This is a genomic window from Conchiformibius kuhniae DSM 17694 (assembly GCF_000428785.1).
Taxonomy (GTDB): domain Bacteria; phylum Pseudomonadota; class Gammaproteobacteria; order Burkholderiales; family Neisseriaceae; genus Conchiformibius; species Conchiformibius kuhniae.
In genome coordinates, this window is record NZ_AUAP01000002.1 from 200,987 (window position 1) to 215,860 (window position 14,874).

General features: G+C 56.9%; 16 protein-coding genes. 12 read left to right on the forward strand and 4 right to left on the reverse strand.

What is annotated here, in order from left to right:
* The first annotated feature begins 39 nt into the window (after positions 1-39).
* Positions 40-1,236 (forward strand): acetate kinase, encoded by a 1,197-nt coding sequence (locus G392_RS0103215; protein ID WP_027009061.1) that lies wholly within the window; start codon positions 40-42, stop codon positions 1,234-1,236.
* A gap of 65 nt (positions 1,237-1,301) precedes the next feature.
* On the opposite strand, the gene G392_RS0103220 is transcribed toward G392_RS0103215, so the two are convergent.
* From G392_RS0103220 to G392_RS13520, 4 genes are all read right to left on the reverse strand, one after another.
* Positions 1,302-1,568: a type II toxin-antitoxin system YafQ family toxin gene (locus G392_RS0103220; protein ID WP_027009062.1), complete on the reverse strand. Its 267-nt coding sequence runs from the start codon at positions 1,566-1,568 to the stop codon at positions 1,302-1,304.
* Positions 1,561-1,845: a type II toxin-antitoxin system RelB/DinJ family antitoxin gene (locus G392_RS0103225; RefSeq protein WP_051255545.1), complete on the reverse strand. Its 285-nt coding sequence runs from the start codon at positions 1,843-1,845 to the stop codon at positions 1,561-1,563. Before G392_RS0103225 ends, G392_RS0103220 begins: the two co-directional genes overlap by 8 nt.
* A gap of 263 nt (positions 1,846-2,108) precedes the next feature.
* Positions 2,109-3,500: a hypothetical protein gene (locus tag G392_RS0103230; RefSeq protein WP_156900779.1), complete on the reverse strand. Its 1,392-nt coding sequence runs from the start codon at positions 3,498-3,500 to the stop codon at positions 2,109-2,111.
* 159 nt (positions 3,501-3,659) lie between these two features.
* Positions 3,660-3,851 carry a hypothetical protein gene (locus G392_RS13520; protein WP_156900780.1) on the reverse strand — a complete coding sequence of 64 codons (192 nt, stop codon included), beginning with the start codon at positions 3,849-3,851 and terminating at the stop codon, positions 3,660-3,662.
* Positions 3,852-4,138: 287 nt separating this feature from the next.
* Between G392_RS13520 and ilvB the strand changes: the two genes are divergently transcribed.
* The 11 genes from ilvB (at position 4,139) to G392_RS0103285 (ending at position 14,874) form a co-directional block, all read left to right on the forward strand.
* Positions 4,139-5,917: a biosynthetic-type acetolactate synthase large subunit gene (ilvB, locus tag G392_RS0103235; RefSeq protein ID WP_027009065.1), complete on the forward strand. Its 1,779-nt coding sequence runs from the start codon at positions 4,139-4,141 to the stop codon at positions 5,915-5,917.
* On the forward strand, positions 5,917-6,408 hold the full coding sequence (ilvN, locus tag G392_RS0103240; protein ID WP_084165906.1) for an acetolactate synthase small subunit: 492 nt from the start codon (positions 5,917-5,919) through the stop codon (positions 6,406-6,408). Before ilvB ends, ilvN begins: the two co-directional genes overlap by 1 nt.
* Positions 6,409-6,476: 68 nt before the next feature.
* On the forward strand, positions 6,477-6,788 hold the full coding sequence (locus G392_RS0103245; RefSeq protein WP_027009067.1) for a hypothetical protein: 312 nt from the start codon (positions 6,477-6,479) through the stop codon (positions 6,786-6,788).
* A gap of 20 nt (positions 6,789-6,808) precedes the next feature.
* On the forward strand, positions 6,809-8,218 hold the full coding sequence (locus tag G392_RS0103250) for a phospholipase D-like domain-containing protein (RefSeq protein ID WP_027009068.1): 1,410 nt from the start codon (positions 6,809-6,811) through the stop codon (positions 8,216-8,218).
* A 96-nt stretch (positions 8,219-8,314) separates the two neighbouring features.
* Entirely contained in the window at positions 8,315-8,662 is a 348-nt protein-coding gene (locus G392_RS0103255; RefSeq protein ID WP_027009069.1) for a DUF2069 domain-containing protein, read from the forward strand.
* Positions 8,655-10,472 carry a PglL family O-oligosaccharyltransferase gene (locus G392_RS11990; protein ID WP_034334284.1) on the forward strand — a complete coding sequence of 606 codons (1,818 nt, stop codon included), beginning with the start codon at positions 8,655-8,657 and terminating at the stop codon, positions 10,470-10,472. Before G392_RS0103255 ends, G392_RS11990 begins: the two co-directional genes overlap by 8 nt.
* Positions 10,473-10,550: 78 nt before the next feature.
* Positions 10,551-11,606 (forward strand): transaldolase, encoded by a 1,056-nt coding sequence (gene tal, locus G392_RS0103265; RefSeq protein ID WP_027009070.1) that lies wholly within the window; start codon positions 10,551-10,553, stop codon positions 11,604-11,606.
* 120 nt (positions 11,607-11,726) lie between these two features.
* The gene (locus G392_RS0103270; protein WP_027009071.1) at positions 11,727-12,308 is read left to right on the forward strand and encodes a uracil-DNA glycosylase family protein; all 582 of its coding nucleotides are present in this window, start codon (positions 11,727-11,729) and stop codon (positions 12,306-12,308) included.
* Positions 12,309-12,389: 81 nt separating this feature from the next.
* Entirely contained in the window at positions 12,390-13,265 is an 876-nt protein-coding gene (locus G392_RS11995; RefSeq protein ID WP_051255546.1) for a DegV family protein, read from the forward strand.
* 159 nt (positions 13,266-13,424) lie between these two features.
* On the forward strand, positions 13,425-13,649 hold the full coding sequence (locus tag G392_RS14025; protein WP_156900781.1) for a hypothetical protein: 225 nt from the start codon (positions 13,425-13,427) through the stop codon (positions 13,647-13,649).
* A 67-nt stretch (positions 13,650-13,716) separates the two neighbouring features.
* On the forward strand, positions 13,717-14,874 hold the full coding sequence (locus tag G392_RS0103285; RefSeq protein ID WP_027009073.1) for a THUMP domain-containing class I SAM-dependent RNA methyltransferase: 1,158 nt from the start codon (positions 13,717-13,719) through the stop codon (positions 14,872-14,874).

Consider the following 14,874-nt stretch of genomic DNA (forward strand, 5'->3'; position numbering starts at 1 on the left):
CTGAAAGCATTTTTTCCATTTCAAACAAAGGAACAAAATATGTCCGACAAACTGATTCTGGTTTTGAACTGCGGCAGCTCCTCGCTCAAAGGCGCGGTGTTGGACAGCGCGAGCGGCGAAGTGCTGTTGAGCTGTCTGGCGGAAAAACTCAACCTGTCCGATGCGTTTATCACCTTTAAAATCAACGGTGAAAAAGAACAAGTATCGCTGGCGGCACAGCCTAACCACACCGGCGCGGTGGGCGCATTGCTGGCGGAATTGCAAAAACACGGCTTGGACAGCCGCATCGGTGCGGTCGGACACCGCGTGGTGAGCGGCGGCGAAGCCTACAGCGAATCCGTGCTGATTGACGAGCAAGTGCTTGCTGCCGTTGAAAAATGCATTCCGCTCGCGCCCCTGCACAACCCCGCCAACCTGCTGGGTATCCGCGCCGCGCAAGACATTTTCAAAGGGCTGCCGAATGTGGCGGTGTTTGACACGGCGTTCCACCAAACCATGCCCGCCCACGCCTACACCTACGCCATTCCGCGCCGTTTTTACCGCGATTTCAGCCTGCGCCGCTATGGTTTTCACGGCACGAGTTACCGTTTCGTTGCCGATGAAGCCGCGCGTTTTCTCGGCAAAGACAAAAACAGCCTGCGCATGGTTATCGCGCATTTGGGCAACGGCGCGTCTGTGGCCGCCATCAAAAACGGCGAATCGCAAGACACCAGCATGGGCTTGACCCCGCTTGAAGGCTTGGTGATGGGTACGCGCTCCGGCGACCTTGACCCCAGCGTGTTCTCTTTCTTGGCGGACAACACCGGCTTGGGCATTCAGGAAATCACCGATTTGCTCAACAAACAAAGCGGTTTGCTCGGCATTTCCGAATTGTCCAACGACTGCCGCACCATCGAGGAAGAAGCCGCCAAAGGACACGAAGGCGCATTGTTGGCATTGGAAATTTTTGCCTACCGCTTGGCGAAATACGTTGCGTCCATGGCGGTGGCGGCGGGCGGTTTGGACGCGCTGGTGTTCACCGGCGGCATCGGCGAAAACTCCGCGCTGGTGCGTGCCAAAGTGGTCGGCTACTGCGAATTCTTGGGCTTGAAACTCAACGAAGAGAAAAACTTGGCGGCGCGTTTCGGCAATGCGGGCGTGATTACCGAAGACACGGGCGGCGCGGTGGCGGTGGTGATTCCCACCAACGAAGAGCTGATGATTGCGCAGGATACGGCGCGTTTGTCGGGGCTGTAAAAACACACCACCGTTATTCCTGCTTGAGTAGGAATAACGGTGGTATTTGACAACACATTAAAAAATCAAAACAAATCCGCATGCGTTCCCAAACGCGCCAAAAACAAACCGTCATCGCCCGACTTGTAGATTAACAACAAATCGGGTCGGATATGACATTCCCAATAGCCCGCATAATTGCCTTTAAGCGGGTGATTGCGGTATTTCTCGGGTAATATCCCGTCATTTGCCAAAGTATTCAGCACCTCTGCCCATTCTGTCGAAACCAACAGCAAATATTGTTTCCGCAAATCCCGTTTGAACTGATTGCTGACGGTAACGGGCTTACCCATGTTCCTCATCCGCCATCGCACGCATTGCCCGTAATGCTTCGTCCGCATCCGCGTAAGTGCTGCCGCCGCCGCTTTCCAATTCCGCAATGGCTGCCAAGGTCGCAGCATTGGGAGCCGCCCAATCAAACGATAAAGGCACTTTGCCCGTGCGGGCAATTTGGTTGAAAAACATCCGCACCGCCTGACTGGGCGTCAAACCGTATTGTTCCAACACGGGATAAGCATCGGCACGCAGCTTGTCGTCAAGGCGCATATTAAAATTGCTGTAACCCATCATCACATCCCTCGGCATATTTTGAACCATTACATTGTAATGATAATGCCATGACACTGCAAGGCAGGCTCGGGCGTGTCATCAATTAGCCGAAAAAACGCCGCACCGTCATTCCCGTGCAGGCGGGAATCCAAGTCGAATCACGAAAAACCTTGATAAGACATTGCTTTATAAGCATCGGGCAGTGGATTCCCACCTGTGCGGGAATGACGGATTTTTTTATATTGCACTGATTTTCAGTAGAAAAATTTAAATAATGACACGCCCTACGGCAAAGCATACCCCTCCCGCAACAAATAATCGCGCACATGATTTTGCTCTGCCAACAGCGCGTACAACTGCCGATGCACACCCGCATACAACGCACCTTCCGCTTCACCGCGCCGGCGCAAAAAACGCATATACACCAGATAAAACATCGCCTGTTCCCGCGCCGTGCCGTATTGTTCCACCTTTTCCGACAAATGGCGGTAAAATGCGCGGTTCATCGGATTCATGTCGTCAGACCACTGCGCCGGCAAATTGCCGACCGCATCGGCATGGCTCAAACAAAATTCGGCAAACGTGATTCTGCCCCAAGAAGCATGCTCCTTGTGCCCGCCGCATTCTTCCAAAGCAAAAATCAGCAGATAGCACGACAAAATCGCTTGGGCGGGAACGTCTATCCCGACATTTTTCGCCTTGTTCAAATAATCGGCAAGATTAAACATAAAATTGTGCAAACGGTACAAATCATTGATGCACAATGCATAAAAAAACGATTCATAATGGTGGCGCAAAATGCGCCCGTGCAATTCTGCCCGTTGCGGCACGGAGCATGCGTACACCTCCCATTTCAACAGCAGCGCATACAGATTGTGCCATTCCATCAGCATCGTCATGTCGCCGTCGCCGCCGCAAACGGGCGGGGGCATATTGCTGCGCAGCAGGGGAATGCGTGCCAATTCGGCGGTTTCGTAGTCCAGCCACACCGAATGCAGTTGCAGCAAGCGTCCGATGCGGCTTTCGGGGCTGATACGGCTTTCGTTCAACACGCGCACCAATACCTGTTTTGCCTGTTCGGAACGGTTGCTGTTACGCAAAATCCACATGTGGCGCAACGCCGTTACCACCGACAATGTCCTGCTCAAACGCCATTGTGCGTTGTTGCACAAATCTGCCAAGCCTTGTTCGGCTTCTTGCACCATGCCCATTTTGAAGTGCATGTCTGCCCTCACCCAAATATTCAAAAATCCGCACAGGCGCGACAGGTATGCGCTTAAGGACAAGCCCGCGCCGTCGCTGAAAAAGCGTTCCGCCACTGCGGGCGTGGCGTTGCCGTCGTCGGGCGCGAACAGGCAGGGGCGGTGCGCCGACAGCCACCACGGGCCTGTGTGTTTTTGGTGGGGCAGGTGGGCGATGTCGGTGGGAATGCCCAATTCGTCCCGACACTTTGCCCAGCAGTCGAAAAAGCGTTTGATTTGGGTGCGGTGCAACACGAAATCAGCTTGCTGCAAACGTATCTGCCGCACCAGCTCGGCACTGTGCAAAACGGTTTGGCTGCGGTGGGCGCGAAAAAGCAGGTTGAAAAACAGGGCGGCGCGTTTGGGGGTGGTAATGGGCAAGGCGCGTCCGCGAAAATGCAGATGGTTGCTTTTGAGTTCGACAAGTTCGGGCATGGCGTTCATTTGTAACAGATGTAACTGCTAAAAATTGCATTTTAGCAGTTTTCTGCTAAAAATCTTGATGCTTCGGGGCGTTCTAACGGCATGGAACGGCTGAAAGCGGGTTATGCGTTTTGATTGGGTTTAGGGTGTGTCATCAATTAAACTTTGCTACTATAAATCAGCATAATACAAAAATGCCGTCATTCCCGCGCAGGCGGGAATCCACTGTCTGATGTTTGTGGCAGGCGATGTTTTATCAATGCTTTTTGAAATTTGTTTTGGATTCCCGCCGGCGCGGGAATGACGGCGCGGTATTTGTTCGGTTAATTGATGATACGTAGCGGCTTGGGTATGTTGTGCCAAACCCGTTTGTTTGTGTAAAGAAATGTCAAAAAAACCCTTGCGCGTTTACACGGATTGGGTTATCTTTGCCCGCTTCTTTTCGCGGTGCCGCGTGTGGTGCTGCGTGTTGAGCCAAACCGGCAAACATTTACAAACCCAGCGTCAAAGCCTTGCCGCGCCGGATTTGCTGCTGCCCCGCCCGTGTGCTTCGCGTACCCGAAACCGCCGTCCGCACGTGCCGTATTACCGATACACCCGCCGCGCAAATCTTCCGCGTCAGTGCTTTCGCGCCAACACAAGAGGTTGTCATGCAAATTTCAGGCGCACAAATCATCGTGCACAGTCTTAAGGCCGAAAACGTGGAATACGTTTTCGGATATCCGGGCGGAGCGGTTCTGGAAATCTACGATGCCATTTACCAACTGCATAAATTTGAACACATTTTGACGCGCCACGAACAGGCAGCCGTCCACGCCGCCGATGCCTATGCGCGGGTGAGCGGCAAAGTGGGCGTGGCGCTGGTTACATCGGGGCCGGGCGCAACCAACGCCATCACCGGCATCGCCACCGCCTACACCGATTCCGTTCCCATTGTGGTGATTTCGGGGCAGGTCGGCTCGCCCATGATTGGCACGGACGCATTCCAAGAAATTGATATGGTTGGCATTTCCCGACCTTGCGTCAAGCACAATTTCTTGGTTACCGACATTGCCGATTTGGCGGTTACCATCAAAAAAGCCTTCCAAATCGCCCGAAGCGGACGGCCGGGCCCGGTGGTGGTGGACATCGCCAAAGACGTTACCCAAGCCACCGCCAAATTCAGCTATCCGCAAGAAGATATTTTTATCCGTTCCTATCAACCGGTTACTCACGGGCACATGGGGCAGATGAAAAAAGCCGTGCAAATGCTGGCGGCGGCGAAACGTCCTTTGGTGTATTTCGGCGGCGGCGTGGTGCTGGGCAACGCATCGCCCGAACTGATTGATTTTGTAAAAACTTTAGGCGTACCCTGCACCGGCACGCTGATGGGTTTGGGCGGCTATCCGTCCGATGACCGCCAATGGCTCGGCATGCCGGGCATGCACGGCACTTACGAAGCGAATTTGGCGATGCAAAACGCCGATGTGATTGTGGCGGTAGGAGCGCGTTTTGACGACCGCGTGGTGTCCGTGCCGTCCAAATTTGCCGAAAGTCCGAAAAAAATCATTCACATTGACATTGACCCGTCCAGCATCGCCAAGCGCGTGAAAGTGAACGTGCCGATTGTCGGCGATGTGAAAAACGTGTTGGCGGAAATGCTGAACCTGTGGAAAAAACAGGAATTGCTGCTGAACGCCGCCGCGCTGGAAAAATGGTGGCAGAAAATTGAAAGCTGGCGCAGCCGCCAATGCCTGTGGTTTGAACCGCGCCAAGACGTGATTTTGCCGCAGCAGGTGGTGAAAACGCTGGCTGAAATCACGGAAAATCAGGCGATTATCACTTCAGATGTGGGTCAGCACCAAATGTTTGCCGCGCAGTATTATCCGTTTTTGCGCCCGCGCCAATGGCTCAATTCGGGCGGACTCGGCACGATGGGCGTGGGCTTGCCGTATGCGATGGGTGCGTATCTTGCCGACCCGTCCAAAGACGTGTGCTGCATCACCGGCGAAGGCTCGATTCAGATGAACATTCAGGAAATGGCAACCTGTTTGCAATACAAACTTCCTTTGAAAATCATTTGTTTGAATAACGGCTATTTGGGCATGGTGCGCCAATGGCAGGAGCTGTATTACAGCAACCGCGAGTCGGAAACCTATTTTGATTCGCTGCCCGATTTCGTCAAGCTGGCTGAAGCCTACGGTCATGTCGGTATGCGGATTGAACGTCCCGCCGATGTGGAGGGCGCGTTGCGCGAAGCCTTGTCGCTGAAAGACCGCTTTGTTTTCATGGACTTTATCACCGACCGCAAACAAAACGTGTTCCCGATGGTGGGCAACGGCAAAGGTTTGGACGAAATGGTGCTGCCGCCGCATATGCGCGAGCGCAAAGCCGATTCCGATGTAAACGATGTGAACGACCGCGATTACGACACAAGGAGCGTGCCATAATGCGACATATTTTATCCGTTTTGATGGAAAACCGTTCCGGCGCGATGAGCCGCGTGGTGGGGCTGTTTTCCGCCCGCGACTACAATATTGATTCTTTGGCGGTTGCCGCGACCGAAGACCCGACTTTGTCGCGCATGACCATTGTAACGCGCGGCGACGATGCCGCTTTGGAGCAAATCACCAAACAGCTTAACAAGTTGATTGAAGTGGTGAAAGTGGTGGATTTGAACGAAAGCCGTTTCGTGGAGCGCGAGCTGATGCTGGTGAAAGTGCGGGCGTTGGGCAAAGACCGCGATGAAATCCTGCGCCTTGCCGATATTTATCGCGGGCAGGTGGTGGACGTGAGCGATAAATCCTACACCGTTGAAATCACGGGGACTTCCGAAAAACTGGACAGCTTTTTGGAAATTCTGCCCAAAGGTTTGATTTTGGAAACGGTGCGTACCGGTGCGGCGGGCATCGGGCGCGGCGAGCGCATTTTGCGGATTTGAGTGCTGTTTGACGCGGCTGCCTGAGAATAGATTTCAGGCAGTTTTCTCTTTAATATCATGAGCTGATTATGAACCGTACCCACCAAAACGCCCGCCTGTTGTCCGTGCGCCATCTGCCCGATGAAGACCGTTTGATTCTCGGTTTTGAAGGCTTTCCCGACCGTGAATTTTCCTGTGTGGCGGATTTTGCCTTTAGTGGCTTTTTTCCGCATAATGTGTTGTTCGGCATAGACGAATACACGCTTGAAACCCTGCCGCCGCGCATTGCCGCCGATTTTCCCGTGCTGTCGTATTACCTGCACAGTGGCGATGCGTGGCAGATTTTCCATTTGTCGGCGAGCGCGGGGCTGGGCGGCATTATCGTTTGTGCCACACTTTAATTTTTACCAAACAGATACTTATGAGCAAAACCAAGCAACTGATTGAACAACTGCAAATCCGTTCCGGCGGCGGCGAAATCCGCGCGGGCAACCAAGTGCGCCTGCTGCACGACAGTTGCGAAAACTTCCCCGAATGGTTGGACGTGCTGGCAAAGGCGGAACGCTTTATCCTGATTGAAATGTATATTTTCGCCGATGACGCGTTTGGCAGAAAAATCCTTGATTTGCTGGTGGAAAAAGCCCGCGCGGGCGTGTATGTCGCGCTGGTGTACGACTGGGTGGGCAGCATCGGCGCATCGCTGAAAAACGTTTTCCGTCCCCTGCGCGAAGCGGGCGGGCTTGCCGTGCCGTACAATCCGCTCGGTTTTGCGCGGGGCATCGGGCTGATTTCGCGCAATCACCGCAAATCCATTATTATTGATGGACATACGGCATTTGTAAGCGGTTTGTGCATTTCCGCCGCGTGGGAGGGCAATCCCGCCAAAAACGCCGCCGCTTGGCGCGACACGGGCTTGCTGTTGCGCGGTGCGGCGGTGGCGGATTTGATAAGCGCGTTTGCCGACACGCTGCAATCGCAGGGACGCGCCTTGCCCGAACACATTACGGCGGACACGGCGGCGGTTTCAGGCAGCGTGCGTGCGGGCATCGTGGCGACCACGCCGAACAACAACAATATGATGCGCGTGGATTTGAACGCCATCGCGCTGGCAGAACGCCGTTTGTGGCTTACCGATGCCTATTTCATGCCCACGCGCCTGTACACCCAAGCCTTAATCAACGCCGCCGCAGACGGGGTGGACGTGCGGATTCTCGTGCCGCAAACATCGGATATTGCGTGGATTGCCCGCGTGTCGCGCACCCGTTACCGCGAGCTGCTGCATGCGGGCGTGCGCGTGTTTGAGTGGAACGGCACGATGATTCACGCCAAAAGCGCGGTGGCGGACGGGCGTTGGGCGCGTATCGGCTCGACCAATCTGAATTTCGCCAGTTGGCATTTCAACCGCGAATTGGACGTGGTGCTGGAAGACACGGAGTTGGCGGAGCAGTTGGAAGTGCAGTTTTTGCGCGATTTGGACAATGCCACCGAAATCGTGTTGAACGATGAAGAACGCGCCGTCGCCGCCGAGCGGCGCAAGCTGGGTTTTTCGCAGTTGAAAATCCGCAGCCGCCAACAGGCGCAGGCGGTGGCGCGGCAGTTTTTGCGCTTGTCGCACGCGTTTGAGGGCAATTTCTACGGCGAAAAAATTGTTGATGAAAAAGAAGCGTATGCGTATTTGGGCTTGGGCGCGATGCTGTTGGCGGCGGGGCTGTTGTTGTGGTTTTTCCCCAAGCTGTTGGTGGTGCCGGTGATTTTGCTGCTGGTGTTGGGCGGGGCATCGACAGTGTGGTCGGCGTGGCGGCAGATTCGCGGTTTTCGCGGCAAAAAATAATGGTACGCATGACACCAATCGGGCAGCTTCACGGGCTTGCCCGAATATTTTTTCGCGTATAATGTGCCGTTTGTTTTCGCTGGTGCGCTACCGTTTATGAAACCCCTTTCCCACCGCCCCGCCGCCGCCTGCTGGTGCGCCCTGATTGCGCTGACCCTGCTGTGGGACGGCATCGCCGTGCCGCTCCACACCGGACGCTGGCTGCTGCTGCTGAAGCTGCTGCCCCTGTGTCTGCCCCTGCGCGGCATTTGGCGCGGCCGCGTTTACACCTACCAATACTGCTCCATGCTGGTGCTGCCTTATTTTGCCGAAGGCGTGATGCGCCTGTTTGATGCGCCTGCAGGCAGCCTGTATTTCGCCGCGCTGCAAACGGCGGCGGCAACGGCGTTTTTCGTGCTGTGCCTGCGTTATCTTTACCAATTCAAATCCAAACACCATGTCTGATTCGCCCCAATCCGTGTTCAAACTGTCGCTGCTGCCCTTGTGGGTCGGGCTTGCCCTGACGATGGCGCTACCGTTTTTAAGCCTGATTCGCACCGGCCCGCAGTCGGCGTTTTTTTTGGAAGCCATGTCGCTGCTGGGCGTGCTGGTGTGGTTCACGGCAACGGCGGCGGCGGGAAAACTGAAATCTGCGCCGCCCGCCGCAACGTGGTGGCTGCTGCTGTTGGCGGTGTTTTGGGCGGCGCAGGCGCGGCTGATGAAGTTGGACTATGTCGGCTTGAGCGATATGGTCGCGTGGACGTTTGTCGTCTTGGCATTCGGCGTGTGGACGTGCCGTGCGTGGGTGCGCGATGCGGGACAGGAACGGGCGGCGGCGGTGTTGGCGTGGGTGTTGGTGGCGGCATGCTGCCTGCAAGCGGCGGTGGGCTGGCTGCAATACACCGGACACGCCGCGCATTTCAAACCTTGGCTGATGTACCGCGCCGGCATCGTGGAAGGACAGCTCGGGCAGCGCAACCATTTCGGGCATTACCTGATGTGGGGCGCGTTGGCGGCGGCGTATTTGTGGACGGCGCGGCGCATGGCGTGGTGGGGCGCGTTGGCGGTGTGGTGCTGGCTGGGCGGGGCGATGGCGCTGACCGGTTCGCGGTCTGTATTGGCGTATTTTATCGCCTTGGCGGTGTTGGCATTATTGTGGCGGCTGTGGGCGGGCGCGGCTGCGAAACGGGCGGTGCGGATTGTCGCGCTGGCGTTGGCGGTGTTGGCGGTGCTGCAATTCGCGCTTGAACCGCTTTTGCAGTTGTTCGGTTCAGGCAGCGTGGAAAGCGCGGCGGAACGTTTGGGCAACCACAGCTTCGGACAGTCGGGACGCGACTACGAAAGCCGTAAAGCATGGCAGATTTTCCAAACCGCACCGTGGTTCGGACACGGCTGGGGCAGCTACGCGCTGCAAGGTTTTCTCGCCGACCCCGCCGTGTATGCCAAAGGTTTCCGCCAATACGACCAAAACGTGTTGTTCACCCACAGCCACAACGGTGTGTTGAACCTGTTGGCGGAAATGGGCGCGGTCGGCACGGGCTTGGTGTTCGGCGGGCTGGCGTGGTGCGTGCGCACGGCGTTTGTCCGCAAAAACGCCGCTTCGCTGTTTTTGTTGGCGGCGATGAGCGTGTCGCTGGTGCACAGCCTGTTGGAATATCCGCTTTGGTATGTTTATTTTCTGACTGCGTTTACGGTGTTTGTCGGCATGATGCCCGCGCCGCAACGGGAAACGCGGGCTTTGGCGGCGGGCTGGTTTTGGGCGGCGGTGGCGGCGGCCATCATTGTGATATTCGGCATCGTGCGGCTGGGTGTTGCTTATAACGATTTGCGCCACGCCGCTTCAGGCAGCCGCGATGCCGTTGCCAAAAGCGAAAAAATCGTCAAACTGCTGTATCTGGCGCGTACCGAACCGATGTGGCGTTATTACGCGCACATGAATTTGCTCAACCATGTGGACACCGCCGCCGACCATCTGCCCGCGTGGGCGCAGGAAGCGCGGTTGTCGGCGCACTACCGCCCCTACGCCAACGCGCACAAATGGGCGTTGCTCGCCTACCGCGCGGGCGAACGCGAAGCCGCCGCCGACTGGTTGCGGCAGATGTACCGCTATTATCCGACCAAATATCCCGTTTACGGCGCGGCGCTGATGACGCCGCCGCATTATGCCGGTTTGCGGGCGCAGTTTTCTGCCGAATGCCGCGCTTATTATGCGGCGGTGCGGCAAACGCCCGTGTGCGCCGAAGCGATGCCGCCCAAGCCGCAGGGCAAACCGTAAAGCCGTCCGCCACCCTGTTCAAACCCGCCAAAACACGCTAGCATTCCACCCTTTAACCACACATTTCAAGGCAACACCATGAGCATTTTAGCCGAAGTAAAAAAACTCGGACAACACATCTGGTTGGACAACCTGTCCCGTTCGCTGCTGCAACAAGGCACGCTTGCCGACTGGCTGGCGCAAGGCGTAAGCGGCGTTACTTCCAACCCCGCCATTTTCCAAAAAGCCTTCGCCACCGACCCGCTCTACGCCGCCGACATCGCCGCGCTCAAAGCACAGGGCAAAACCGCCGTTGAAATTTACGAAACCCTTGCCGTGGCGGACGTTCGGGCTGCTTGCGATTTGTTGCGTCCCGAATTTGAGGCAAGCGGCGGGCAGGGCGGTTGGGTGAGCTTGGAAGTGTCGCCCGAACTGGCGCACGATGCGGGCGGCACGGTGGCGGACGCGCAACGCCTACACACCGCGATTGACCGCCCCAACGCCATGATGAAAATCCCCGCCACCGAAGCGGGTATCGCCGCCGTGCGCGAATTGGCGCAAGCGGGCATCAGCATCAACGTTACCCTGCTGTTTGCACACGAACAAATCCGCCGCGCCTGCACCGCCTACCGCGAAGGCATCGCCGCACGTTTGGCGGCAGGGCTGCCTGCGGACGGCGTGCAAATGGTCGCCAGCTTTTTTATTTCGCGCATTGATGCCGCGCTGGACGCGCAGTTGCCCGAAGCCCTGCGCGGCAAAACCGCCATCGCGCTGGCGAAAACCGCCTACCGCGATTGGCAGCACCACACGGCTGCGCCGGAATGGTCGGAGTTGCGGGCGCGGGGCGCGAACCCGCCGCGCCTGTTGTGGGCATCAACGGGCGTGAAAAATCCCGCCTATCCCGCCACGCTGTATGTCGATGAATTGATTGGCGAACACACGGTAAACACCGTTCCCGATGCCACGCTGGCCGCCTTTACCGAACACGGCACGGCGCGTGCGGCTTTAACGGAAAACACGGACGAAGCGGCGGAGGTGTTGGCGCAAGTCCGCGACACGGGCGCGGATTTGGACGCATTGGCGGCGCGTTTGCAGACGGACGGGCTGAAGCAGTTTGAAGAAGCGTTTGCCAAATTGTTGGCGGAATTGGCTTAAGGGCGTGCCATCAATTGACTGAAAAAACACTGCGCCGTCATGCCCGCGCAGGCGGGAAGCCAAGTCGGAACAGCCTGTGCGGACATGACGGTGTTTGAGATGCTGTTACGGGAACATGACGTGTCCGATACCGAAACCCACCCCCTGCCGCCTTTTGCCCCGTCCGGTGCCAAACTGCTGATGCTCGGCAGCTTTCCGCCGCCGCACCGCCGTTGGACGATGGATTTTTACTACCCGAACCGCCAAAACGACATGTGGCGGATTTTCGGGCTGGTGTTTTTTGGCGACAAAGATTATTTTATCGAAAACAAAAACTTCCGCGAAACCGCCATTCGTGATTTTTTAATGCAAACAGGCATCGCCGTTGCCGATGCCGCGCACACGGTGCGGCGTTTGCAAGGCAATGCGGCAGACAAATTTTTGGAAGTGGTCGAGCCTTTGAATGTGGCGGCTTTGCTGGCGCGTTTGCCCGAATGCCGCACCATCGCCTTTACCGGCGACAAAGCCGCCGATACCCTGCTGCCGCAGCTTGGCGCAAAACCCGCCATCGGCATACCGGCAAACGGCGCGTGCGCGGGACGGGCGTTGCGGCTGTACCGTTTGCCCTCATCGTCCCGCGCCTATCCTTTGCCGTTGGCGGACAAAGCGGCGGCGTACCGGCAAGTATTCGCGCAAGCGGGGGTGTTTGTGCCGCCCGCATGAAGCGAAAAGTACGCACTCTATATCAATTCAGGTTAAAATTCTTTACAATATCGGCATGATTGTGGTTTAGAGAACATCACCATGGACAAAAAACTGGTGGTTGCCATGTCCACCTCGTGTTTGGATTACCATCCCTACCAACACAATATCCGCATTTTGCGTTTGAACATTGAAATGGGCGGCCGCCGCTATGTGGACGGTCAAACCCTGAAAAACGGCGATTTTCAAAATTGGATGCTCGAACACCCCCGCCAAATGGCGAAAACATCGCCGCCCAGCCGTTTGGAGATTACCAAATTTTTCCTGAAAATCATGGACGAAGGCTATCGGGAAGTGTTGTTTGTCGGCATGTCGGAAGCCTTGAGCAAAACCTGTGCGCGAGTGCGCGAAATCGTGCCCTTGTTTGAGGGCAAAATGGTGATTCGCGTGTTTGACAGCCGTAGCGGTACGTTTATCGAAGGCATGATGGCACTGGAAGCGGATTACTGTTTCCGGCAGGGGCGGACGATGGAGCAGACGCTGGCGCGTTTGGACGAGCTGCGCAGCGATTGCCGTGTGGTTTTCGGGGTGGGCGATTTGAGCTATCTGCTGCATAACGGACGTTTGTCGAAAACGGCGGGCTTTATCGCCAATTTGTTGCGGCTGAAGCCTTTGATTCAGGTAAACCGTGCGGGCGAGGCGGTGGTGGCGGAGCGCATTATGACCACCGTCCGCGCCATGCGGGTGTTGTCCGACCGTGTCGGCACGTATCTGCAACGCGGCAATTATTCGGTGTTTACCCTGTATTCGGGCGATTTGGATTTGCACCGCGATTTGGAAGACATTTTGGCATCGCGCAACAATTTGCACCATTTGCCTTCTTATCCCATCAGTCCGGTGGTGGCGGCGCACATCGGCCCGCACGCGTTCGGGGTGGGCTTGATACGCGCTTCGCCGGCGGCACACCAAAGCCGTTAGGGTGTGTTATCAATTAGCCGAAAAAACGCCGCACCGTCATTCCCGCGCAGGCGGGAATCCAAGTTGGGCAGTGGACTCCCGCCTGCGCGGGAATGACGGATTTTTTTATATTGCGCTGATTTTCAGCATAAAAGTTTAAATGATGACACACCCTAGGGCGTGTTATCATCTTATTTTGTGCCGGAAGCGCGCGCCCGCACGGGCTGGGGCGTGTCATCATTTACTTATGCGGCGGTATTTTCAGCCCAAATCCGCACCTGCCGCGTTGAAAATCCTTGCAAGGTGTTCAACCTTGTGCGAATTTTTGCCTTGCATCTGCTTGAAAAACCGCTTCCGAAGCAATTGATGGCACGCCTTGGCATCTGCCGCAGAAACACATTTTGAGCAAACACCCGTTTGCCGGACATCGGGCAACGGCTTGGCGGGGTTGCCCGCCGAAAAGGAATTTTAATTGAAGCATGCTTTATTCGCCACTTGCCCGCGCGGTTTGGAAGCCGTGTTGGCGCAAGAACTCGCCGCACAAGGCTGCACTTGCGTCCGCGCCGCCGACGGCGGCGTGTCCGCCACCGGCGGCTTGGCACAGGTTTACCGCGCCAATCTGCACAGCCGCACAGCCGCCCGCGTCCTGCTGCGCGTGGCGCACGGACGCTACCGCCACGAACACGATTTGTACACGCTCGCCCGCGATTGCTGTTGGGCGCAATGGTTTGACGTACAACAAAGTTTCAAAATCCGCATCGAGGGCAGACGCGCCCCGCTCAAAAGCCTGAACTTCGCCGCGCTGAAAGTGAAAGACGCGGTGTGCGACCGTTTCCGCGCCGACACCGGCAGCCGCCCCGACGTGGACAAAGACGCGCCCGATGTGCAAATTCAAATCTTTGCGGGCGAGCGCGAAGCGGAAATCTTTGTGGACACAAGCGGCGAAGCCCTGTTCAAACGCGGTTACCGCCGCGAACAGGGCGATGCGCCCCTGCGCGAAAATCTGGCGGCCGGTTTGCTGATGCTGGCGGGCTATGACGGCACGCAAGCGTTCCAAGACCCGTTTTGCGGAAGCGGCACGATTGCCATTGAAGCGGCGTGGCTGGCGCAAAACCGTGCGCCCGGCTTATTGCGCGGCTTTGCCTTTGAACGCTTGAAAAACTTTGATGCGGCGTTGTGGGCGCAACTGCAAAACGAAGCCCGCGCCGCCGTGCGCTCCGCCGCCGCGCCGATTGCCGCTTCCGACAACGACCGCGCCATGCTCGCCGCCGCCCGCGCCAACGCCGAAACCGCCGGAGTGTCCGATGCGATTGATTTGACTTGCCAAGACGTGTGCGACACGCGCCCGCCCGCCGCCAAGGGGCTGATGTTGTCCAATCCGCCCTACGGCGTGCGTTTGGCGGAAGTGCAGGCCTTGCACGCGCTGTATCCGCAACTCGGCACATGGCTGAAACGGCATTATGCGGGCTGGACGGCCGCCCTGCTCAGCAGCGACCGCGCCCTGCCGAAACTGATGCGCCTGTCGCCGAAACGCAAAATCCCCGTATTGAACGGGCGTTTGGACTGCCGCCTGTATGTGTTGGACATGGTGGCGGGTTCCAACCGCCGCACGCTGCCTGAAAACCCCTAA

Coding starts and splice junctions, on each gene's coding strand:
- ilvB (WP_027009065.1), top strand. CDS start 4,139: ATGCAAATTTCAGGCGCACAAATCATCGTGCACAGTCTTAAGGCCGAA.
- G392_RS11995 (WP_051255546.1), top strand. CDS start 12,390: ATGGACAAAAAACTGGTGGTTGCCATGTCCACCTCGTGTTTGGATTAC.
- tal (WP_027009070.1), top strand. CDS start 10,551: ATGAGCATTTTAGCCGAAGTAAAAAAACTCGGACAACACATCTGGTTG.
- G392_RS0103220 (WP_027009062.1), bottom strand. CDS start 1,568: ATGGGTAAGCCCGTTACCGTCAGCAATCAGTTCAAACGGGATTTGCGG.
- G392_RS0103245 (WP_027009067.1), top strand. CDS start 6,477: ATGAACCGTACCCACCAAAACGCCCGCCTGTTGTCCGTGCGCCATCTG.
- G392_RS0103230 (WP_156900779.1), bottom strand. CDS start 3,500: ATGCCCGAACTTGTCGAACTCAAAAGCAACCATCTGCATTTTCGCGGA.
- ilvN (WP_084165906.1), top strand. CDS start 5,917: ATGCGACATATTTTATCCGTTTTGATGGAAAACCGTTCCGGCGCGATG.
- G392_RS11990 (WP_034334284.1), top strand. CDS start 8,655: ATGTCTGATTCGCCCCAATCCGTGTTCAAACTGTCGCTGCTGCCCTTG.
- G392_RS0103250 (WP_027009068.1), top strand. CDS start 6,809: ATGAGCAAAACCAAGCAACTGATTGAACAACTGCAAATCCGTTCCGGC.
- G392_RS0103225 (WP_051255545.1), bottom strand. CDS start 1,845: ATGATGGGTTACAGCAATTTTAATATGCGCCTTGACGACAAGCTGCGT.
- G392_RS0103215 (WP_027009061.1), top strand. CDS start 40: ATGTCCGACAAACTGATTCTGGTTTTGAACTGCGGCAGCTCCTCGCTC.
- G392_RS0103255 (WP_027009069.1), top strand. CDS start 8,315: ATGAAACCCCTTTCCCACCGCCCCGCCGCCGCCTGCTGGTGCGCCCTG.